Origin of the sequence: Marinomonas sp. NPDC078689 (assembly GCF_044542435.1) — a bacterium.
In the GTDB taxonomy this organism is placed as follows: Bacteria; Pseudomonadota; Gammaproteobacteria; order Pseudomonadales; family Marinomonadaceae; genus Marinomonas; species Marinomonas arenicola.
Map to the genome: position 1 here is coordinate 351,786 of NZ_JBITUJ010000003.1, position 23,367 is coordinate 375,152.

Genomic DNA, 23,367 nt, shown 5'->3' on the forward strand with positions numbered 1-23,367 from the left:
CAACGCTCACACAAACAGACAGACAGTTTTAATGAGGTTGTTATGAAAAAGGTTGTTATGACAAAGATGGTTTCAACACTGATAGGGACTCTGGCAATGGGCACCATCGCCACTTCTGCTAGCCTAGCGTTGGCCGACGATAAGCCGAGCACCGTTTCCATTGGGTATTTTTTAGAATGGCCAACGGCCAATCAAGTTGCTCAAGTGAATGATACCTACAGCAAAGAAATGGGGGTAAAAGTCGAATGGCACGCCTTTGATTCTGGTACTGCTATGTCTGCTGCAATGGCCTCTGGGGGAGTCGACATAGCCTACTCTCAAGGTTTGGTGCCTTTTACCATTGCGGTCTCCAAAGGCTTACCTATTACCATGGTGGGAATCGCCGTCTCTTACGCTGAAAATGATAATTGCGTGGTCAGAAAACAAGCCCACATTACCACCGCCAATGCCAAACAACTGGAAGGCAAAAACATCGCGGTTCCCTTTGGCACCGTCTCCCATTACAAAATGCTCAAAACTCTGAAACAGTTAGACGTCGACAGTAACAAGGTTCATCTATTAGACATGGCACCAGCCGATGGCGCTGCCGCGCTGGCTCGTGGCGATGTTTCCATGGCTTGTGGTTGGGGCGGCGCTCTACGTCGTATGAAGCAATACGGCCAAGTATTAATGACCGCACAACAACAAGAATCTTTTGGCATTCGATCCTTTGATGTCATTTCTGCCAACAATAAATTCGCCAAACAACACCCCGCTTTAGTCACCGAGTTTTTAAAAGTCACCAACGACGCCAACACCGCCTATAAAAACGATCCGAAAGCGCAACAGCCTATTATTGCGAAAGCCTCTGGTTTATCACTACAAGACTCGAATCAAATCCTCGATCTCTTCACCTTCCCACTTAAAGAGCAGCAAATTTCTCCCTATTGGATGGGTGGCGGTGTGCAGACCTTCACTAAAGAAGTTGCCGACTTTTTTGTCCAGCAAAAGCAAATCCCCAACGCTTTGGATGACTACAGCGCAACGATCGATGCCAGCTACTTCAAAAACGTCAACTAATCCAATCAACATAAGGTATTCATAATGTCTGCATTGAACGCAAACCACATTTCGATGACCTTCGATGAGCCCAATGGCAATCGGGTTGAAGCCTTACAAGACGTAAGCTTTAACCTTAAGCAAGGCGAGCTGCTCGCCATTCTAGGGCCTTCGGGGTGCGGTAAAAGTACGCTGTTAAATATCATCGCGGGCTTTTTAGCACCCACCTCTGGGGCGGTCATAAATGGCACTACCAAACTGACGCACTCTGGCCCTGATCGCGGCATGGTATTTCAACAAGGGGCATTATTCGAATGGATGAATGTCGCTGAAAACATTGCCTTTGGTCCCAAAATGGCAGGAGTCTCAAGTGAAGAAACCAGTAAAATCGTCGACGATTTATTAGACACGGTAGGCTTACAAGACTTTGGCGACAAGGCCATTTATGAGCTTTCTGGGGGTATGCAACAGCGGGTTGCACTCGCCAGATGCCTAGCCAACAACCCTGACATCATCTTAATGGACGAACCCCTTGGGGCGCTGGACGCTTTAACCCGAGAGAAGATGCAAAGCTTGGTTCTTAAGCTTTGGAAAGACACCGGTAAAACCATTATTTTGATCACCCACAGCGTCGAAGAAGCCTTGTTCTTAGGTGAACGTCTATTTGTTATGGCACCAAGACCTGGACGAATCAAACAAGAGTACCGTTTGCCCTTTGCCGAAGAGGGCCTCACAAAAGACCCTAGAGAGGTCAAAACCTCGGCGGAATTCATCGCCAAGCGAGAAGAAGTCTTATCGATGATATGGGGAATGGAAGAAGAAATTATGGGAAATAATCAGGCGGTTGGAATATGAACATGTCCTTACTTGAATCATTCAAACACTACTCAGGCATGAGTAAATCAGGTATTAACAAGCAAAAAACCACGACCTTTGGCGATACCGAAGCCATTGGAAAAGGCCGTTTCTGGAGCATCATTTCTGTTTTTAGCCTCGCCGTTGTGTGGCACTTTGGTAGCACATTAGGCTTTATCAATCCGATTTTTTGGCCTGCACCGAGTACCGTATGGCAACAATTCATCACCATTTCCCAAGACGGCTACCGCGGTTTTACCTTATGGGAGCATATTTGGGCGAGCCTTTATCGCATCCTAGTTGGCTTTAGCCTAGGGTGTCTTGTGGGTATTCCCCTAGGCTTTGCCATGGGTTTATCTGAAAAAGTGCGTGGCTGGTTTGACCCCATTGTCGAATTTTTCCGCCCTATTCCCCCGCTTGCGTTTATCCCGTTGGTCATCATTTGGTCTGGTATTGGTGAGCGCTCAAAGATTTTGCTAATTTTCTTTGCAGCCCTGTGGATCATGGTCATCGCGGCACGGGCTGGGGTGAGTAGCATCAAATTGAATAAGATCCATGCGGCCCACTCGTTAGGCGCTAACAAAAGACAAATCTTACAGCACGTTATCCTACCTAACTCTTTGCCGGAGATCTTTACAGGTATGCGCGTTGCCATGGGGGTTTGTTGGGGAACCGTAGTGGCCGCTGAGCTGGTAGCCGCGAATTCAGGGGTAGGTTATATGATCATGGTGGCGAGTAAATTTTTAGCCACCGACATTGTCGTATTGGGCGTTATTATTGTCGGCTTGATTGGTTACAGCATCGACATCATCATGCGTAAAATCGAAGCCAAATTAATCCCTTGGAAAGGCAAGTCCTAATCTCTACTGATTAAGTATTAGCTGACACAAAAAAAGGAGAAGGCTATTCAGTCTTCTCCTTTTTCGTTTTTGCAGAAAAAGCGTTTAGCGAATTGATCAGTGACATCGATCAATGACGCACTGTCAATCAAGCCGACATTTGTGCTTGCGCCGCTTGCAGGGTATTGGCCAATAGATTGGCAATTGTCATTGGGCCAACGCCACCAGGTACAGGAGTGATCGCGCCAGCCACCTTGCTCACGCTCTCAAAATCCACATCGCCACATAACTTACGCACGCCATCCAGCATTTCTACATTGATGCCCACGTCAATCACGGTCGCGCCTGGCTTGACCCAATCGGCGTTAACCAACTTTGGCGAGCCAACCGCAGCCACTAATATATCTGCCTGACGACACACAGAAGCAATGTCTCGGGTACGCGAATGCACCATGGTCACTGTGCAATTGGCCTGCAATAACAAGGCTGCCATTGGCTTACCAACAATGTTGGAGCGCCCTATTACCACCGCGTGCAACCCCGTTAAATCACCAAGGGTTTGCCTTAACATGGTCATGCTGCCCTGTGGCGTACAAGGCACCAAGCCCGGTTTGCCCGTTGCAAGCGCCGCCACATTCAGAGAATGAAAGCCGTCAACATCTTTACTCGGCGCGATCGCATCCACAATCTCGTCTTCGTCTAAATGTTTAGGCAATGGCAATTGCACCAAGATGCCGTGAATCTCAGGGTCCGCATTCAGCTCTGCCACCAAATCATTCAAGGTTTCTTGAGACACATTGGCGTCAAGGCGGTGTTTGATAGAACGAATGCCCACTTGCTCCGCACGCTGCACTTTATTGCGCACATAGACTTGGCTTGCTGGGTCATCCCCAACTAACACCACAGCAAGGCCCGGCGTAATGCCGTGCTTTGCTTTGAACTCAATGACATCACCCGTTACCTGCTCAAGCAATTGTGCGGAAATGACTTTTCCGTCAATGATGGTTGTCATAACGCCTCCCCTTAGCGAAACACTACGGTCTTGTTGTCATCCATAAACACACGGTGTTCTATGTGTAATTTCACCGCACGAGCCAATGCTACGGTTTCCGTATCACGACCGGCGGCCACAAGCGCTTCTGGAGAAAAGGCGTGGTTCACAATCTGCACTGACTGCTCAATAATCGGGCCTTCGTCCAAATCAGACGTAATGTAATGCGCGGTTGCTCCGATCAATTTAACGCCACGTGCATGGGCTTGATGGTAAGGTTTCGCGCCTTTAAAGCCGGGCAAGAAAGAGTGGTGAATATTGATCGCACGGCCTTTCAACTCAGTACACAAGTTGTCAGACAAGATTTGCATATAGCGCGCGAGAATCACCAGCTCAGTACCGGTCTCTTCGACTATGCTCAACAAGGCTTGCTCTTGCTCACGTTTGTTTTCTTTATTAACCGGAAGGTAAACAAATCGAATCCCTTCTCGTTCAGCCATCGGACGCAAATCCAAATGGTTAGAAACAATGGCCGTGACCTCCATATTAAGCTCGCCTTTACGCAAGCGGTACAGCAAATCGTCCAAACAATGGTCGAATTTACTCACCATGATCAGCGCCTTACAAGGTTGTGATGCAGGCACCAAGGTCCACTTCATATCAAACTGTTCTGCGACAAAAGGAAACTCTAAGTTAAGATCATCCAGTGTTTTATCCCCGCTTTCTATGTAGCCTACAGCACGCATAAAAAAGTGGTTCGTATCTGGATCATCAAACTGTGACAGTTCGCTAATATAACAACCTCGTTCAGACAAAAACGTGGTAACAGATGACACTATGCCACTGCTTGCGTTACACGTAATGTTAAAAATAAACTGATTTTCTTGCGTTTTTTTCGTTGTCATAATAATTGCCTACTTAGCTTCCTAGAGTCGATAAAAGTCATTGGTTGAGCCTGCATAGCGCAGACGCGATTCGTTTTTATAAAACAAGCCAGCACGCATTTATCACAACACGCGCACTGTCACTCCATAGGTTAACGGCCACATATTTGTGCTATCACATGTTCGGATAGTTCGGTCCACCGGTTCCTTCAGGCACGACCCAAGTAATATTCTGAGACGGATCTTTTATGTCACAGGTTTTACAGTGCAAGCAGTTCTGTGAATTGATCTGTAACTGCATGTCTTTTTTCTCTGGGTCTTCAACAAATTCATACACCCCAGCTGGACAGAAGCGCGCCTCTGGCCCTGCAAACAATCCCCAGTTCTTTTTCACCGGCACACTTTCGTCTTTTAACGTGAGGTGACAGGGCTGATCTTCTTCATGATTTGTATTGGACAAAAACACGGAAGACAATTTATCAAAACTGATCTTGCCATCCGGCTTCGGATACTCGATCGGCGTACATTCAGACGCTTCTTTTAACTGGGCATAATCCGGCGTGTTGTCATGCAAGGTGAACGGCAATTTGCCTTTAAACCAATTCTGATCCACATAGTTAAACGCGCCACCCCAGAAGGTACCGAACTTATGCATCGCCGGCCCAAAGTTTCGCGAACGATGCAGCTCGTCATACAGCCAAGAAGCATTCAACGCCTCAGTGAAAGCATTCAACTCTTTCCCGCCTTCATCGTCTATCTGTAAAGCGGCAAAAATAGTCTCAGCAGCGACCATGCCGCTCTTCATCGCGGTGTGAGTGCCTTTGATTTTTGCAAAATTCAAGGTTCCGGCATCACAGCCCACCAGCAAGCCACCTGGGAAACACATTTTAGGCAAAGCATTCAGCCCACCTTTTGTCATCGCCCGAGCGCCATAAGACACACGCTTGCCGCCTTCTAAAGTGTTTTTAAACACAGGATGTTGTTTCATTCGCTGAAACTCATCAAATGGCCCTAAGTAGGGATTCGAATAACTTAAATCCACCACTAAACCCACGACCACTTGATTGTTCTCACCGTGGTACAAGAAAGAGCCACCGTTGGTGTCTTTGTCCAATGGCCAACCCGCACCATGCACCACCAAACCTGGCTTATGTTTCGCAGGATCTATGTCCCATAACTCTTTAATACCAATGCCGTAATGTTGAACATCGACACCATCGTCTAACGCGTATTTCGCCAGCAATTGTTTCCCTAAATGACCACGGCAGCCTTCTGAAAACACAGTGTATTTTGCATGCAGCTCCATGCCTTCCATATAGCTGCCTTTCTGGCTGCCATCCGCGCTCACGCCCATATCACCGGTGGCGATGCCTTTTACCGCACCATTCTCGTGATACAGGATTTCGGCGGCCGCAAAGCCTGGAAAAATCTCCACGCCTAAGCCTTCTGCCTGTTCTGCCAACCAGCGGGTCAAATTGCCCAAGCTGATAACGTAATTGCCTTCGTTATGCATACTCTTTGGTACAAAACTATTCGGAATGCGCTTCGCCCGTTCGGCGTCTTGAAACAAATAAATTTCATCGCCAATGACAGGCGTATTCAAGGGCGCGCCGCGATCCTCCCAATCGGGAAATAATTCAGTCAGGGCACGAGGCTCTAATACCGCACCGGAAAAAATATGCGCCCCAACTTCGGAGCCTTTTTCCACCACACAAACACTCATATCACGTTCAGCTTGTTGTGCCTGCTGCATAAGTCGACAGGCCGTAGACAGACCCGCTGGGCCAGCACCTACAATAACGACATCAAACTCCATCGATTCCCGCATCAGTTATTTCCTTCTCAATCGCTTGTTCTACTAAATAAGTGCCGCTGACCTCAGCGGCACAGATTCGTTATACGCACCTATTAAAGTGCTTGTTCCAACTCAGGAACCGCATCAAACAGATCCGCCACCAAACCGTAATCCGCCACTTGGAAAATCGGCGCGTCAGGGTCTTTGTTAATGGCCACAATCACTTTCGAGTCTTTCATACCAGCAAGATGCTGGATCGCGCCCGAAATACCCACGGCAATGTACAAGTCTGGAGCGACAATCTTACCGGTCTGACCTACTTGCATATCGTTAGGCACAAAGCCTGCGTCTACGGCCGCACGAGATGCCCCCACCGCAGCGCCCAACTTATCCGCCACTTTTTCAAGGATCGAGAAGTTCTCGCCATTTTGCATGCCACGACCACCAGAAATAACGATGCTGGCCGAGGTCAATTCAGGGCGTTCAGAAACAGCCAAATCTTCACTCACAAACGAAGACAGCCCTAGATCGGTTACTTCTGAAACCACTTCAACTGGCGCATTGCCATCTTGAGCTGCCAGTTCAAACGCAGTACCGCGAACCGTCATCACTTTAATGCTGTCGGCGGTTTGAACCGTTTCGATGGCATTACCCGCATAAATAGTACGTTTAAACGTATCGGCACTTTCCACACTGATAATGTCTGAGAAATAGCTGGTATCGAGAGCCGCGGCTAAGCGCGGCAAAATATTTTTACCACTGGTGGTGGTTGGCGCCATGATATGGCTGTAATCGCCCGCCAGCGTTTGAATCAAGGCCGCAACGTTTTCAGCCAACTGGCCGTTGTAACAAGCATGGTCTGCCACTCGTACACGACGAATACCACTAATGGTTGCCGCTGCTTCTGCCGCACTGCCGCAATTCTCACCGACCACCAACACATCAATGTCACCACCAATTTGAGTCGCGGCGGTAATCGCATTTAAGGTGATTTCTTTTAAGCTTTTGTTGTCATGCTCTGCAATCATTAAAATCGTCATTTAAATCACCCCTTTTTCTGTTTTCAATTTTTCTACTAATTCAGCGACTGAACCCAATACCGTACCGCCTTGACGCTCATTCGGCGTTTCTACCATTAAGGTTTTAATGCGCGGCGTAAGATCAACACCAAGATCCCCAGCGGCCTTCACATCCAAAGGCTTACGTTTCGCTTTCATGATGTTCGGTAAAGACGCAAAACGCGGCTCATTAAGACGCAAGTCACAAGTCACCACCGCAGGCATGCTCAAACTCAATGTTTGTAAGCCGCTGTCCACTTCACGAGTTAGATTGATTTTTTCGCCACTGATTTCCAACTTAGATGCGAACGTACCCTGCGCCCAGCCCATCAAAGAGGCCAGCATTTGACCCGTTTGACTGTTGTCCGTATCGGTAGACTGCTTACCTAAGATCACCAAGCCTGGTTGCTCTTCTTCGATGATCTTTTGCGTTAGTTTGGCCACAGTCAAAGATTCCAATGGCCCCTCAGATTCGATCAAGATGCCACGATCCGCTCCCATCGCCAGGGCCGTACGTATTTGCTCCTGGGATTGCGTACCACCGATCGACAAGGCCACGACTTCAGTCGCAATGCCCGCTTCTTTTAGGCGTACCGCTTCTTCTACTGCGATTTCACAAAAAGGGTTGATCGCCATTTTGACATTATTAAGATCCACACTACTGTTATCCGCACTGACTCGAATCATTACGTTTGGATCAGATACTCGCTTTACCATCACTAATATTTTCATATGTCATATCTCTACTTTGTCATTGTTTACGTTAACGAGTTGTTTAAAATTGTTTATTAGTCCGCGGGTCTTCCTGCTGGTTTAAAGCACCCTTGTACAATTCGGTCGATGATCATGGCGCAGAACAAGATCGCCAAACCAGCCAACAAGCCTTGTCCCTTCGCGGCAAATTGCAGTGCCATCAAGACGTCTGTACCCAAGCCTTCTGCCCCAATCAAAGAGGCAATCACCACCATAGAAAGACACATCAAAATGGTTTGGTTAATGCCCGCTAAAATGCTGGTCATCGCCAAAGGGATCTCAACATCCAGCAACAACTTGCGACGTGAGCAACCAAACGCTAAGGCCCCTTCCACAATAGAAGGTGGTACTTGCTTGATGCCCAACGCCGTCAACCGAACCACTGGCGGCATACCAAAGATCAGCGTGGCCAAAATACCTGGCGGCTTACCAGTACCGAAGAAGGCAATAATAGGAATCAAGTAGACAAACGCGGGCATGGTCTGCATGAAATCGAGAACCGGTCGAGCGATCGAATCCACGGTGCGGTTTTTCGCACACAAGATGCCAAACGGTACTCCAACCACAACACACAAGGTGGCCGCCGCACCCAGCAAGGCGATCGTCGCCATGCTTTTTTCCCAATAACCCAAGAAGGCGAGGTAAGCCAAAGCCGCCACGGTAAAGATCGCCACGCGAGGTCCAGCCAAGCGCCATGCCATAAACAAGATCACCAAGGTAATCACCGGCCAAGGCGTATCCACCAGCACCACTTCTAACCCGTCCAGCAAGACCCGAATGCCAGAAGTAATGCCATCAAAGAAACCAGAACCGTGAATAGCCACCGCGTCAAACGCCGAGTCCAACCAGCTGGACGCTGAATTAAAAACGGTTTTGTCCGCTGGAAACTCGATCAGCCAAGCCACTGGTTTGGTCGCCGTAAAGCGATACAACATCAGTGGCAGCATAATGGCTAACATGGCGCTGCCAAGCAGTAGGTTCATCATGCTAAAGCCATTTTTCTCGCTGTAATCGGCGCGCCAGCGACAGTATTTTTTCTCGTAGACAAGATTGGCAATCAGCCCTTGAAAAATCATCACCACGATTAAAAACACAGCGCCCCAGATCACCAATTGCTCAGCCCCTTTCGCCGCTTCGTTCGCGGCAGCCGTGGCTTTGTCTGCGGCTCGTTGTAAGTTGTCAGAGTTACGCAGTAGCGCCTGAGCGTTTGCAGCGCCAGCCTCTAAGGCCACTTGCGCTTTGGCGGCCATCTCTTGAGATTTACTTCCCAAGCGCGCCGCTTGTGCTAATTTATCGGCGCCCAACTCACCCCATAAACCACGACCTAATTGCACCAAGGCAAACAGCATGGCGATGGTACTTAACCAAAAGAAGCCCCAAATATTTCGAGCCGCCCCCCAAAAAGGACCAAACAAGGCCGCCGCAACATTGAAAGATAAGGTTAAGCGAGTACTCGATTGAATTTTTTCAAACTCAGCACTGTAATAGTCGCCACTGCGTTCGGTAAATCGATGAACCGACTCAGATTGCTCCTTCTGCATAAGAGAGGTATCGCCGTTCGAGTTGCTATTATTCATCACCCTTCCCCTTAATCCCGGTTAATAAAGTGTCTTTACTGACAATGCCAACGTCTGCGCCTTGAGCATCGGTAATGATGATAGGCAAGTGTGATGTAACAGAAAGGTCGATAAGATCAGCAAGACTGGTGTTTTCATCGGTGCGTGGCGCGTCGGCAAAAGCGACTTTTTCCTCTGCTGTGACGCTATTGATGTCCAACATGATTGAATGCGCACTCACCAGTTTTAGATTAGAGATACCCTTAACGAAATCGGCCACATAATCGTCAGCTGGGTGCATAACAATCTCTTCTGGCGTCCCGGTCTGAATCAAGCGTCCGTCTTTCATAATGGCGATGCGATCACCAATGCGAATGGCCTCATCCAGATCGTGGGTAATAAACACGGTGGTTTTCTGCAGCGTTTTCGTTAAAGACACAAACTGGTTCTGTAACTCATGACGGATCAAAGGATCAAGCGCACTAAAAGGCTCGTCCATCAGCAATACTTCAGGGTCACTGGCCAGCGCTCGCGCCAAGCCCACTCGTTGCTGCATACCGCCAGATAACTGGTGCGGTAAGCGATATTCAAAGCCATCTAGATTCACTAATGACAAGGCATGCTGAGAAATTTCCCAACGTTTAAACTTAGGGACATTTTGCACTTCTAACGGAAACGCTACGTTATCCAATACCGTGCGATGCGGCAGCAATGCCATGTGCTGAAACACCATACCAATGTGTTTGGCGCGCACACCACGGAGCTCTTTATTGTTGAGCGCGGACATGTCACGGTCTAATACTTTGATCTTGCCAGCGGTGGGCTCAATCAAGCGATTAAGGTGGCGGATCAAGGTCGACTTTCCACTGCCCGAAAGTCCCATGATGCAAAAAATTTCCCCTCTTGGTACGGTAAAAGAAACATCAGCAATTCCTACGACACAGCCAAAGCGCTCAAGTACCGCTGCTTTGTCCAACCCTTCTTCGCTAATCGCCTTCATCGCCTGTTCGGAGTCGTCTCCGAAGATTTTCCAAACATTCTCTAGCTGAATTACATCCGTCGTCATGCTGAATTCTCCACTCCCATTGTTTCAGGAATCTAATCTGCTTGTGGTACCACCAATAACCAGCGACTGCTGCTGACTAGTGGTCATCAATTAGCCACTGTTTCTTTATAAACCTAACCAGGACTCCACTAAGTCGCTGTGCTCATCCACCCATTCACGGGCAAGCGTTTCAGGGTCTTTCTTATCGACCACCATGGCGTAACTCAAATCACTGACGATCTTGGCGTTGATCTTAAAGTTTTTAAGCACCATGCCCGCCTCTGGGTGTCTTTCTTGTAATGACTTCGAGTAATCAACGTACAAGCGCGCTTCTGGCCAAGCACTGTCGGCGTTGGATTTCGCCATCCAATCTGGATCATCGGTTGGCTGTAATGTTTTCCAAGTGTCTTTGTTGTGTTCTGGCTCTTCTAGAAAGACAAGGTCATAAAGCGAAAAGACATAATGCGGGGTGTAACAAAAGAAGGCATATGGCTTATGGGCTTTTACCGCCACTTCTAAAGCCGCCCAATTAATTGGCGTATCAGTCGAGACCAACTCCATCGTCTGGTTGTAGCCGTAACTCTTGGCTCTCACACGCTCTACCACAGTCGACGCCGCACCAGGTTCACCGATCCACATTTCGCCAAGCCCATTGCCATTAGTGTCAAAAACAACAGATTTATCGGGGTCGGTAAGATCGTAAATCGATTTGATATTGTATTTTTCAGAAGTTTCTTTGGTGACACAAATCCCTTGTTTCGCCACAACACCATGGTCGTTCTGCAACACAGTACCTCTTTCTTTGACGTACTTTTGATAGAGGTTATTCTGATTTGGTAACCAAACTTGTGGGTGAACATCGATGGAACCACGATCCATGGCTTCAAAAATCACCGCATTAGTACCACTTTGCATGGCCACCTCAAGCCCAAGATTGTCTTCCATTACCGTCTTTATGATGTAGGCTGTTGCCGCACCAGAAGGCCAACCAGGAACACCTATTGTCATGTCTGCGGCGTAGGCTGTCGCTCCATTGACGCCAATTGCTGCCGCAATGGTCATCGCTTTAATCGCTTTCATTTGCTTTCCTTCTTTGTTCACTATTGTTTGGAGCCCACATCACCAACATTTCAAATACGTCTGCCGTTGGGTCAGCACCCAGTTCGGTATAACCGACACTCTTAACACGCGGTAACTAAGAGTGTCGGGGCTTAATCAAACCAAATTCAAGGCTCGATCAGCGACAACCAAACCAAACGTCTATTACTGGCCTAACCAAGATTCCACCAATTTGCTATGGGACTTAACCCACTCGTGAGCGACAACATCCGCTGATTTTTTCTCAACCACCATCGCGTAGCTCAAACCACTAACGATGTCAGCGTTCAACCTAAAGTTCTTAAGCAAAGAAGCCGCTTCTGGGTGTCGAGTTTGCAGAGATTTCGCGTAATCCACATAGAAATTAGCAACCGGCCAAGCGCTGTCTGCGTTTGACTTAGCCAACCAATCTGGATCGTCTGTTGGTTGCAGAATGTTCCAGGTTTTGTCGTTATGAGCGGGCTCTGTTAAGAACACCAAGTCATACAAAGAAAAGACGTAATGCGGGGTATAACACGCAAAAACATACGGCTTATGGGCTTTCACTGACGCGTCCAATGCCGCCCAGTTGATCGGCAGATCACTTTCGTCCAATTCCATGGTTTGATCGTAGCCGTAACTCTTCGCACGGATCTTCTCAATAATGGTAGACGCCGCACCAGGTTGACCGGCCCACATATTGCCTATGCCATCACCGTCACTGTCGAACAACACAGACTTATCGGGATCGGTTAGATCGTAGATAGATTTGATGTTGTATTTCTCAGACGTTTCCTTAGTAACACACGCCCCTTGTATCGCTTCTACACCGTGCTTGTTTTGCAGCACTGTGCCACGCTCAACAACGTATTTTTGATACAAGTTTTGCTGATTTGGCAGCCAAACTTCTGGGTGAACATCCATAGAACCGCGATCCATCGCTTCGAAAATAACCGCGTTAGAGCCGCTTTGCATCGCGACGTCTAACCCTAGGTTCTCTTCCATGACTGTTTTCAAAATGTAAGCGGTTGCTGCAGCCGAAGGCCAGCTTGGCACGCCGATGGTTAAATCGGCAGCCTGTGCTACGACGCCGTTAAAGCTCAGCACCGCCGCAACGGTCATTGTTTTAATCGTCTTCATCGTCTTTCCTTTTGGATATCTGTTGTTTATTGAATACAACTTATCTTTACGATCTCACGCACACGTTCTCTGGGTCGAATAACGAATCAGAAACCACGGTCGCAGGATAGGGTTTTCCGATGATCTCCACATCGAACTCACATCCTTCTGTGGCGTAAGCAGGATCAATAAAGCCCATCACAATGTTCTTATTGACACGATGACCGTAGCCTGCAGACGTCACAGTACCGATCACTTTACCCTCAAAACAAATAGAGTCTCCTGGGTGAGCCGGTGCAATCTCGCAATCTACCGTCATGGTGACAAACTTCTTACGTGCGGGCTGACCTGCTTTGGCCAGTAGCGCTTCTTTACCAGGGAAGCTTTCTTTATCCATGTTGATAAAGCGGTCTAGTGAGCTTTCAAAGGGGTCGAATTCAGTGATCAAGTCGGCTTTCCAATGACGGTAGCTCTTCTCTAAACGCATGGATTCTGTTGCCAGCATACCGAACGGTACCAGACCGAACCCTTTGCCAGCTTCGTTTAACAAGGAGTGAACAAGGAACAGCTGCTCATTAGGAACATGCAACTCCCAACCAAGCTCACCGTTAAAGCTCACGCGCATCGCCAATACTTCGGCATGCTCAATAAAGACAGGTTTCGCAGTAAGCCAAGGGAACGCTTTGTTTGACCAATCGGTACGAGGCGACAAAGACGCCAGCAAATCGCGAGACTTAGGACCTGAAACCACCAAAATAGTGTGCGTATTGGTCATTGGCGTAATCACCACGCCACCGTCTTTTGGCAAACGAGTGCGCAACCAATCCATATCGTGGTATTCAGACGCTGCGGCAGAACCGTACCAGAAGGTGTCGTCCGCCAATTTCGCCAATGTCGCTTCGCCCGCCACATTGCCTTTTCCTGTTAGGAAGTAACACAAGCCAACGCGGCCCACTTTCTTCGGCACGTTAGAACACATTAAGCTGTCTAACCATTCAGCGGCTTTCGGCCCCTTGATTTCGTAACGGTTAAAGCCGCTTACTTCCATCATGCCAACGCCTTCATGAACCGCTTTGATTTCGGCGGCGACCACTTTCTCAGTGTCAGTGAAGCGGAAGCTGTGCTTGAATTCGAAATCCGCATCTGGCTTGAAGAACATGGCGCGTTCCCAGCCATTCACCACACCAAATTCGGCATTTTGCGCTTTAAGAACAGGGTAGATTGGGGTTGTTTTCGCTAAACGGCCTGCTGGGCGGAACTCGTGAGGCATATGGAAACGGAATTCGTTTTGGTAATCTTCAACGGCTTTACGAGCGGTAAACTCAGTGTTGGCATGACGAGTGAAACGCGCTGGGTCAATGGCCCATGTATCCCACTCGGACTCACCATGAACGATGATTTCAGCCAGAATCTTACCGTGACCACCACCCTCACCCAAACCAGCACGAAGGCCGATAATAGAATAAAGGTTATCAAAGCCTGGGGTTTTACCCACCAACGGATTACCATCGGCAGAATACGTAATTGGGCCGTTGATGATGCTGCGAATGCCCGTTCTTTCTAGGCAAGGCATGCGTTTGAAGACACGTTCCATATTATCTAGACAGCGGTCCAGGTCATCAGGGCAAAGGGCGTTGACAAAGTTAGGGTCAATGCCGTCCATACCCCATGTTTTACAACGCTGCTCATAGATACCCACCAACAAACCGTCTTTTTCTTGGCGACTATAAAAATCGTCCAGAGGGTCACGCAACAATGGAACTCGTTTGCCAAAGTCTGCGATTTCAGGAATCGCTTCGGTTAAGAAATACATGTGCTCCATGGAAATAACTGGGTACTTAACACCAATCATGTCGCCGATTTCGTTAACTCGATAACCGCCCGCGTTAACGACTTTTTCACATGTAATGTCGCCATTTTTCGTTTGCACAACCCACTCACCGTTTGGTTTTTGGTAAATGTTTTCTACTGGGTTGTGACGGTAAATTTCAGCGCCGGCTTTACGTGCCGCACGGGCCAATGCTTGAGTCAACTGAGCGGGGTCAATGTCGCCATCTAATGGGTCCCAAAGGCCGCCTAATAATTCGTGTGTTTCGATCAGTGGATGGCGTTTCGCACATTCCGCCGCATCGATCAATTCGAAATCAACGCCCATGCCTTTAGCGAGAGAGATAAAGTGGTTGTAACCGTCTAGATGCTCTTGAGTCGACGCCAAACGAATACCACCAGACGCGTGGTGGTAGTTGATAGGGTTTTCAGGGTCCGCCGCGAGTTCTTTGTAAAGCTTGATACTGTGGCTTTTCAAACCAACCATGGTTTGCACCGCACCAAAGTTAGTGACCTGTGCCGCCGAGTGCCAAGTTGTACCAGACGTCAATTCATTACGCTCAACCAGAACAACATCCGTCCAGCCCTCTTTGGTCAAATGATAAAGAGTACTACAGCCTCCGATACCACCACCGATTACAACGACTTTACAATGCGATTTCATATAACTCTCCTGATTCCTATCAACAACGTTGGTTACATATTAATTAGATATAACTTAGTGTTAGTGCCTATAAAATGAAAGCGCTTCCATTTCATAAAAAATAAAAAAGAAGCTAACTTCTAGCACTGAAAGTGCTGCAATATAGTTTTTATTGCCGGCACCTATCAGGCTATTTTAAAAACGTCCTGTTTTTAACTCTCGCTTTATTAACTGAAAGGCATTTTCCATTTACTTTTTATGGAAGCGCTTTCAGTTGTTAATTAAAAACTACACAAGATAACAAATGATGACAAGCATAAATTTCAAAAAAATATAACTAACTGAAATATCTATTTTTTCCTCTAGAGTCCTTTATATATAGGCCTCTATAGGAAAAAAGCCAAATCATCAGCGCACCATCTGCATGCATTTCGCACCAATAAAAGGCGCATAAACAGCGGCTAGACAACCATTCAATATTCACCATTACATTTAAATTATGATTAATATTGAATTATTTTATCATTTGCAATTTTTATTCCATTTTATAAAAACCAAACCAAAATATTAAAACTCAACGAACGGTCAATATTATAAAAAAGACCAAAAAACAGTAAAAATGTTCTAAAAACGACAATATTACCGATAAGGATTTAGCGTAAAGTGAAACCGCTTGACAGTGTGGAAGACGCTGAAATAGAGTGCGGAAAGTAGCCATATGGTTGCGCTTTCATCTTTGTTGAAGATTGCTGCAACCCCATTTAGCTAGCTGTAATCAAACGTAGCTTAACGAAACATAACGACGTCACACCCCAAGGAGAGTGCCGCCACACCACAACCCCATAAGCCAGGAGAAGCAGTCTCATGTACCAAACAACGAAAAAATTACTCGCTCAGCGCATACCAGAACACGCTCTACAAAGAACGTTCTACACGGATGTAGACATTTTTAAGCAGGATCTTGAGGCGTTTTATTTTAAAGAGTGGTTGTTTGTTACACCGGAATGCGAACTGCCGAAGCCTGGTGACTACATCACCTATACGGTTGGCGATTACAACATTATGGTGGTGCGTGGCGCGGATCATGAAGTGCGCGCTTTTCACAATACCTGCCGACACCGCGGTTCTGTTATCTGCAAAAAAGAAAAAGGCACCATGCCCAAACTGGTGTGCCCTTATCATCAGTGGACGTACGAACTGGATGGTTCTTTATTATGGGCGCGCGACATGGGCGCAGACTTTGACCCAAAAGAACACGGCTTAACCACGGCACACTGTCGCAACCTTGCTGGCTTGATCTACATTTGTCTGGCCGACGAGGCCCCAAACTTTGACGACTTCGCCGCAGTGACCACGCCCTACCTTGCCTCTCACGATCTTAAAAATGCCAAGGTGGCGTACGAGTCGCGCATTATAGAAAAAGGCAACTGGAAACTGGTCTGGGAAAACAACCGCGAGTGCTACCACTGCTCGGCCAATCACCCTAGTCTCACACGCACCTTTCCTGAAGACCCACGAGTCTCCTTTTTAGGCAAAGACAACATCCCAGATTACATCGCAGAACATTTCGCCGCCTGTGAAGCCGCCGGACTCACCGCGCAATTCATGGTGGCCGAAGACGGCCAATATCGCCTCTCGCGCATGCCTTTGGTGAAAGGCGCGAAAAGCTTCACCATGAACGGTGAATTCGCCGTTCCACAAAAACGACTTGGCAACATCACGTTCGAAACCGCAGGCGTGTGCAACAAGTTTCACTACCCAAGTACCTGGGCGTATTTTCTACCGGACTATTGCTTAACTTTCAGAGTGACGCCCATTAGCCCAACAGAAACCGAACTGGTGACCCAATGGTTGGTCAATAAAGACGCCCAAGAAGGGGTGGATTATGACCTTAAACAGCTCACCGAAGTCTGGATTGCCACCAACGACGAAGACAGACGCGTCGTGGAAGACAATCAGCTAGGCGTTAACTCCCCTGCGTTTAAACCCGGCCCCTATTCGCCGCTCCATGAAATCAGTGTAAACGCTTTTGTTGATTGGTATTGCGATAAGCTAGACGCGCGTTTACCCGAACTGCACCCTAAAAGCCATAACGCGCACCAGCCAGACATGATTGCCACGTCTGCCGACGCGCATTCAGAACCGGAGGTGATCAATGAGCCACCTCGCTAACACAATGACAGACGTCGCTGCCCACCAATATTGGACAGACAAAGAGCCATTAGAATGCGTCTCAGTAGTAGCAGAGACCTCAAACTGTGCAAGCTTTTCATTTCGCGCCCCTTCGGGGGCCTTGTTTGATTTCTTGCCGGGTCAGTTTTTAACTCTGGCGCTGCCTGTTTCAAACAAGTCGGCTGGCACAAGCACACCATTGCAAGAAGAACTGGTGTACCGAACCTACACCATTTCTTCGTCGCCAACCCGACCGAACTTAATCACGCTCACCGTGAAAGCCCAAGCAGACAGCATAGGCACTCGTTGGATGCTTGACAATTTAACGCCCGGTATGCGCATCCACGCCATTGGGCCAGCGGGAAACTTCACCAATATAAGAAGCGAAGCCGAGCCCTGCGCCAACAAATTTTTATTTGTATCGGCTGGGTCTGGCGTGACGCCCATGATGTCGATGACCACCGCCATGTGGGACAAAGGCAAGCCACTCGATGTCGCTTTTATCCAGTGCGCACGTCGACCATCGGAGATTTTGTTTCGTAAACGATTAGAAGACATGGCAAGTCGTGAGCCTGGCCTGAACCTAAAGTTTGCCGTAAGCGAACCGGATGCAAACACCCCATGGACGGGCTACCAAGGCCGCTTTAACTCGCTCATGCTAGGACTAATGGCGCCGGACTTTATACAGCGCGATGTTTACTGTTGCGGCCCTCAACCTTTTATGGAATCTGTGCGTAACATGTTGCAGGCACTGGGCTTCGACATGAGCCACTACTATGAAGAGAGCTTTCAGGCACCAGAAGAAGACAGCACGCCTGAGCAAAGCGCCGCTTTACACCATGACGAAGACAACGCAACCAGCGAGGCCGACATTTACTTCGCTCAGACAGATCACCACCACAGTGCCACACCAGAGCAAACCATCTTGCTGGCATCGAAAGCCGCTGGGCTGAACATTCCATCGGGTTGCACCTTTGGCGTTTGCGGCACCTGTAAAGTGAAAAAACTCAGTGGAGAAGTCGCGATGAACCACAACGGAGGGATCTCTCAAGCCGACATAGACGCGGGGTATATTCTTGCTTGTTGCTCACGGCCGATTGGCAATGTGTCTATCGATGTGTAAACACTCTGCCTGAGTGTTCTCAGGCAGATAAAATACCGTAAAGAGCAGTATGTAATAACGCGTAAAAAAAAGCGCACTGTGTTTAGGCGTATGATCATTGGAACATCGTTCGTCATTAAATTACGGAGTTTTATCGGTTAAAACGCTGAATTTTGTCTGCTTTTTGTAACTAAATTACACTTTTACCTAGGTATAAGATTAAGATAGCTCTACTTTAAACCTATGTTTTGATATTCTGAGTGAAAGATTTTGAGAAGTATATGAAAGCCAACAATATTGTCACTGATAGTATCACCATGGGCGATGTCGCGCGTGCCGCCGGCGTGGCCCCTGTTACTGTGTCACGCTACCTCAATGACCCAGAATTAGTCAGTGAGCGCAGCAAACAGAAAGTGTCTGCTGCCATTAAAGCGCTCAATTACGTTCCTTCGGCCGCCGCGCGTACTCTGGCATCCAAACGCTCGCGAATGATTGGCTCCATCATGCCATCCCTAGACAGCAGCCTATTTGGTCGCGCCATCGAAGTCTTTCAGAATCACATTTCCACCTCAGGCTACAACCTGATATTGGCGTCGCACAATTACAATCCAGAAAAAGAACGAGAGCACATACTTCAGATGATCTCGCATGGTGTGGATGCCCTCTTACTGATCGGCAACGCCCGTGATGAAAGCATCTACCAACTGCTTAATGCCAAAAAAATTCCCTATGTGCTCACCTGGACGATCGACTCAAAACAAGCCCACCCTTGTGTCGGCTTTGACAACCACAACGCCGCCAGCAGCATTGCCAACTACCTGATGGATCTTGGGCACACCAAATTTGCGATGATCTCCGGTTTTGTCAAAAACAACGACAGGGCCTATGACCGCCTACAAGGTGTACGCCACGCACTGGCCCAACGCGGACTCAGCCTAGACGATGACAACGTCATTGAACGACAGTTCGGTGTAGACGCCGGACGAGACGCCTTTCGTCTATTAATGTCACGCCAGCAAAAACCCACCGCGATCATCTGTGGCTCAGAACCTTTTGCCTACGGTGCGATTTTTGAAAGCAAAACAATGGGCATCGACATCCCCAACGACGTTTCCGTCACAGGGTTCGACGACATGTGGTTAGCCTCAAACATCACCCCACGATTAACCACAGTGAGAACCCCGCAACAACAAATTGGCATGCTCGCCGCCAAATACCTCATCGCCAAACTCAATGGGGAAAACGTACTGGTACCCAATCCACTGGACATCGAAATCGTTGTACGGGAATCCTGCGCACCGCCACGTTAACGACACAGCCATCTCGATGTCTATGCGCAAAGCGGATTGACACATTCCCATTAGTACTTGTTTGCAATAGCCTTTTCAGTACACTAACCGCTCAAACAGGGAGTGGTTTAATGGTACAAGTTGGCATTTACGAACAGTTAATCACGCAGGTCATTGAACAGCACCTTAATCGGGACCAATTCTACGTTGGCGAGCGACAGCTTGAATCGGTAGAAGCCGCCACTTGGCTGTCTCGCTTTTTAGGCAAACTGGTTGCCCATGCCATCGAGGCTGTGCCGAATTCAAACGAACGATTACAAGAGCAAATCAGCCTCGCGAACAGTTTGGTTCTTTGGCTTAAAGATCATATAAAAGACGACGAACTGATCAGTGAAAACCTGATCGACAGCCAAGGCCGCATTCTCACTGCCCTGTTTCATACCGAAAACCCCATTGCTGCCAACCTTAAAGACTACTCTAGCGATATTTACCCGCTTACAGGGTTAACCCAAAGCGAATTATTCAGCGGCGCGAATGCCGGTATTTCCCTCGAAACCGAACTCAAGCGTGAAATCAAATCGGCAGACACCATTTACTGGCTGGTTTCCTTCATCAAATGGACTGGCCTGCGGATTTTTAAGAATGAGCTAGAAGCCTTTACCAAAAGCGGCAAACAACTGAAAGTCATTACCACCTCGTATATGGGCGCAACGGATGCCAAAGCGGTTGAGTTTCTTGCCAGCCTACCCAATACAGAAGTAAAGCTGAGCTACAACAATCAGCAAGAACGGCTGCACGCCAAGTCGTATTTATTTATGCGCGACACAGGCTTTCATACAGGCTACATTGGCTCGTCTAACCTCTCCCATTCGGCACTGACCAGCGGCCTTGAGTGGAATCTTAAAATCACCGCTCAAGAAATCCCGCACATCATTGCCAAAACCAAAAGCACTTTTGAAACCTATTGGCAGTCACCTGACTTTGAGCTTTTCACGGGTGAAGCAGAGAGCAAAGAAAAACTCAGAAACTCGCTTAATGAACAGCGTGGGATTGGCCAATCAAGCAGCCAGTTTTATTTTGATATCACGCCCAAAAACCATCAATTGGCTATCTTAGAAAAACTCAGCGCTGAGCGAAATGTACACAAGCGGTTCAGAAACTTGGTGGTCGCTGCCACGGGCACTGGGAAAACCATTATCTCAGCGTTTGATTTTAAGCAAGTATATGACGCTAAACCCAATGCCAACTTTTTGTTCGTGGCCCATCGCGAAGAAATCCTAAAACAAGCACAAAGTGCTTATCGTGGCGTACTCAAAAACAATGACTTTGGGGAATTATGGGTCGGTAACTTTAAACCGCAAAAATACAACCAAGTATTTGCGTCAATCCAAACGCTGAACAGCCAAATTGAATCGCTTAATTTAACCAGCAATTACTATGACTACATAGTTATAGACGAAGTACACCATGTAACAGCGAGCAGCTATCGCGATGTTTTGTCGCACTTTACCCCTAAGATATTACTCGGCTTAACCGCTACGCCAGAGCGCCAAGATGGCGCAAATATATTGGATGACTTTTGTGGTGTAATCGCCGCAGAGATCCGCTTACCAGAAGCCATTAATCAGCGCCATTTATGCCCTTTCCAATACTTCGGGCTGGATGACGACACAGATTTAAGTCAAGTATCATGGCGCAATGGCCGCTACGACATTGCAGAACTGAGTAACCTTTATACCGGGGAAAACCATCGCGCGACAAAAATCATCACCAGCCTAAGCGAAATAGTCACCAATGTTCAGCGCATTAAATCGCTGGCGTTTTGTGTCAGCCAAAAACACGCCGAGTTCATGGCTGCCAAGTTCAATCTTGCAGGCATTCATGCCGACGTACTCACCAGTAAAAATACCAATGACCGCGTACAAAAGCAGCAAGCGTTACGCCAAGGTAAAATACAAATACTCTGCGTGGTGGATATTTTTAACGAAGGGGTCGATATCCCTGAAGTGGATACCCTATTGTTTTTGCGACCAACAGAAAGCTTAACGCTATTTTTGCAGCAATTAGGTCGTGGCCTTCGCTTGCCAGAAAACGCCAACACATCAGAGCATTCTAAGCAGTGTTGCACGGTACTCGATTTTGTTGGTAATGCCCGTGCTGAGTACGATTTTGCCAGTAAGTTTCGCGCGCTTATCGGCAAAAGCAACCAATCGATAAAAACCGAGATAGAGCACAACTTCCCTCACTTACCACTAGGGTGTCGGATCGAGCTGCAAGCACAAACGCAAAAGATCATTTTGCGTAATATCCAACAAGCTATTAACAGCAAGAGACGCTTACAACAGCTGATTCAAGCTTACCCACAACACACTAACGACGCGCTCACGCTAAGTAACTTTTTACGCATCAACCCACACGTTAGTCTTGAGGACATTTACAAACCCAAAGCACAAAAGCTCGGCGGCTGGCATTGGCTAAAAGGCGATGACATTCCCACCGAGCAAGCCGACATTTATGCGGCGTATTACCGAGCCATCAACACGCAACTACTAGGCTGTGACTCCTTGAGCTATTTGCAGTTTCTACTTGATCTATGTCGGAACGATTTCCGCTTTGTTCATTCTTCTCAAAACCGACAGTTTGCCTTAATGGCGCATTACAATTTCTGGGACAACACAGGAAAGTCACTAGGGTTCGACAGCCTTGAGCAAAGCTTACAAGCACTCATCCACCCAGCGCTCCAACAGGAATTGGAACAAGTTATCAGCTTGCTCATTCAGCGAATTCATCAGCAAGAAAGCAACCTTGTCTGTTTGCCACATCACGCGCTCAAATTACACAGCCGCTACACGCGCCAACAAATCCTCGCGGAGTTTGGCGCACACACCTTTAATAAAAAATCGACTGCCCGCGAAGGGGTTTTAGAATTTAAAGACCAGAACCTAGAGCTGTTATTTGTAACACTCAATAAGTGTGAAAAAACCTATTCGCCCACGACCCTTTATCACGACTATGCCATCAGCCCAGAACTGTTCCACTGGCAGACTCAAAACAGCGCCCGCCCAGAACACGGCCGAGGTCTAAGCTACATTCAGCACCGCCAAACAGGCAAAACGATACTGTTATTTGTACGAGAACAAGGCAAAGACGAAAACGGCCGAACCATGGGATTTGTAAACTACGGCGAGGTGAAATATCAAAGCCACAACGGCAGCCAGCCCATGAACATAACGTGGCAACTCACCAGCCCCATGCCAAGCGAAATGTGGTATGAAGCTGGAAAGTTAGCGGTTGGGTGATGGATTAAATGATTATGTAGCACAA

Annotated in this window: 17 protein-coding genes; 7 read left to right on the forward strand and 10 right to left on the reverse strand. The window is 47.8% G+C overall.

Annotation, left to right across the window (positions count from 1 at the left end):
• Positions 1-42 precede the first annotated feature (42 nt).
• From ACIGBN_RS07875 to ACIGBN_RS07885, 3 genes are read left to right on the forward strand one after another with little or no spacing between them, the layout of a single operon-like run.
• The gene (locus ACIGBN_RS07875; RefSeq protein WP_396664659.1) at positions 43-1,059 is read left to right on the forward strand and encodes an ABC transporter substrate-binding protein; all 1,017 of its coding nucleotides are present in this window, start codon (positions 43-45) and stop codon (positions 1,057-1,059) included.
• Positions 1,060-1,083: 24 nt separating this feature from the next.
• Positions 1,084-1,893 carry a taurine ABC transporter ATP-binding protein gene (locus tag ACIGBN_RS07880; RefSeq protein WP_133003497.1) on the forward strand — a complete coding sequence of 270 codons (810 nt, stop codon included), beginning with the start codon at positions 1,084-1,086 and terminating at the stop codon, positions 1,891-1,893.
• 2 nt (positions 1,894-1,895) lie between these two features.
• Positions 1,896-2,753 carry an ABC transporter permease gene (locus ACIGBN_RS07885; RefSeq protein ID WP_207923389.1) on the forward strand — a complete coding sequence of 286 codons (858 nt, stop codon included), beginning with the start codon at positions 1,896-1,898 and terminating at the stop codon, positions 2,751-2,753.
• A gap of 127 nt (positions 2,754-2,880) precedes the next feature.
• Here the strand turns inward: ACIGBN_RS07885 and folD are convergent, their stop codons facing one another.
• The 10 genes from folD to ACIGBN_RS07935 form a co-directional block, all read right to left on the reverse strand.
• Entirely contained in the window at positions 2,881-3,744 is an 864-nt protein-coding gene (folD, locus tag ACIGBN_RS07890; protein ID WP_396664662.1) for a bifunctional methylenetetrahydrofolate dehydrogenase/methenyltetrahydrofolate cyclohydrolase FolD, read from the reverse strand.
• Positions 3,745-3,755: 11 nt separating this feature from the next.
• Entirely contained in the window at positions 3,756-4,628 is an 873-nt protein-coding gene (gene purU / locus ACIGBN_RS07895; protein ID WP_133003494.1) for a formyltetrahydrofolate deformylase, read from the reverse strand.
• A gap of 154 nt (positions 4,629-4,782) precedes the next feature.
• Complete coding sequence (locus ACIGBN_RS07900) at positions 4,783-6,435, reverse strand: electron transfer flavoprotein-ubiquinone oxidoreductase (RefSeq protein ID WP_396664665.1); 1,653 nt, start codon at positions 6,433-6,435, stop codon at positions 4,783-4,785.
• A gap of 80 nt (positions 6,436-6,515) precedes the next feature.
• Positions 6,516-7,442, reverse strand: coding sequence for an electron transfer flavoprotein subunit alpha/FixB family protein (locus tag ACIGBN_RS07905; protein WP_133003492.1), 927 nt, complete (start codon positions 7,440-7,442; stop codon positions 6,516-6,518).
• Positions 7,443-8,192, reverse strand: coding sequence for an electron transfer flavoprotein subunit beta/FixA family protein (locus ACIGBN_RS07910; protein WP_133003491.1), 750 nt, complete (start codon positions 8,190-8,192; stop codon positions 7,443-7,445).
• Positions 8,193-8,248: 56 nt separating this feature from the next.
• The gene (locus ACIGBN_RS07915; RefSeq protein ID WP_207923387.1) at positions 8,249-9,790 is read right to left on the reverse strand and encodes a proline/glycine betaine ABC transporter permease; all 1,542 of its coding nucleotides are present in this window, start codon (positions 9,788-9,790) and stop codon (positions 8,249-8,251) included.
• Complete coding sequence (locus ACIGBN_RS07920; RefSeq protein WP_133003490.1) at positions 9,783-10,835, reverse strand: glycine betaine/L-proline ABC transporter ATP-binding protein; 1,053 nt, start codon at positions 10,833-10,835, stop codon at positions 9,783-9,785. The genes ACIGBN_RS07915 and ACIGBN_RS07920 overlap by 8 nt, the downstream gene beginning before the upstream one ends.
• A gap of 105 nt (positions 10,836-10,940) precedes the next feature.
• Complete coding sequence (locus ACIGBN_RS07925) at positions 10,941-11,894, reverse strand: glycine betaine ABC transporter substrate-binding protein (RefSeq protein ID WP_396664668.1); 954 nt, start codon at positions 11,892-11,894, stop codon at positions 10,941-10,943.
• Between the two features lie 183 nt (positions 11,895-12,077).
• Positions 12,078-13,031, reverse strand: a complete 954-nt coding sequence (locus tag ACIGBN_RS07930; RefSeq protein ID WP_133003488.1) for a glycine betaine ABC transporter substrate-binding protein — start codon at positions 13,029-13,031, stop codon at positions 12,078-12,080.
• A gap of 46 nt (positions 13,032-13,077) precedes the next feature.
• Positions 13,078-15,501, reverse strand: coding sequence for an FAD-dependent oxidoreductase (locus tag ACIGBN_RS07935; RefSeq protein WP_396664670.1), 2,424 nt, complete (start codon positions 15,499-15,501; stop codon positions 13,078-13,080).
• Positions 15,502-16,344: 843 nt separating this feature from the next.
• On the opposite strand from ACIGBN_RS07935, the gene ACIGBN_RS07940 reads away from it, so the two are divergent.
• The 4 genes from ACIGBN_RS07940 to ACIGBN_RS07955 all read left to right on the forward strand — a co-directional run bounded on the left by ACIGBN_RS07940 (position 16,345) and on the right by ACIGBN_RS07955 (position 23,342).
• Positions 16,345-17,652, forward strand: a complete 1,308-nt coding sequence (locus ACIGBN_RS07940) for an aromatic ring-hydroxylating dioxygenase subunit alpha (protein ID WP_396664672.1) — start codon at positions 16,345-16,347, stop codon at positions 17,650-17,652.
• Complete coding sequence (locus ACIGBN_RS07945) at positions 17,636-18,775, forward strand: 2Fe-2S iron-sulfur cluster-binding protein (protein ID WP_396664674.1); 1,140 nt, start codon at positions 17,636-17,638, stop codon at positions 18,773-18,775. The genes ACIGBN_RS07940 and ACIGBN_RS07945 overlap by 17 nt, the downstream gene beginning before the upstream one ends.
• 260 nt (positions 18,776-19,035) lie before the next feature.
• A complete protein-coding gene (locus ACIGBN_RS07950; protein WP_396664676.1) occupies positions 19,036-20,064 on the forward strand; it encodes a LacI family DNA-binding transcriptional regulator in 1,029 nt (342 codons plus the stop codon).
• 110 nt (positions 20,065-20,174) lie between these two features.
• The gene (locus ACIGBN_RS07955) at positions 20,175-23,342 is read left to right on the forward strand and encodes a DUF3427 domain-containing protein (RefSeq protein ID WP_396664678.1); all 3,168 of its coding nucleotides are present in this window, start codon (positions 20,175-20,177) and stop codon (positions 23,340-23,342) included.
• Positions 23,343-23,367: the final 25 nt, after the last annotated feature.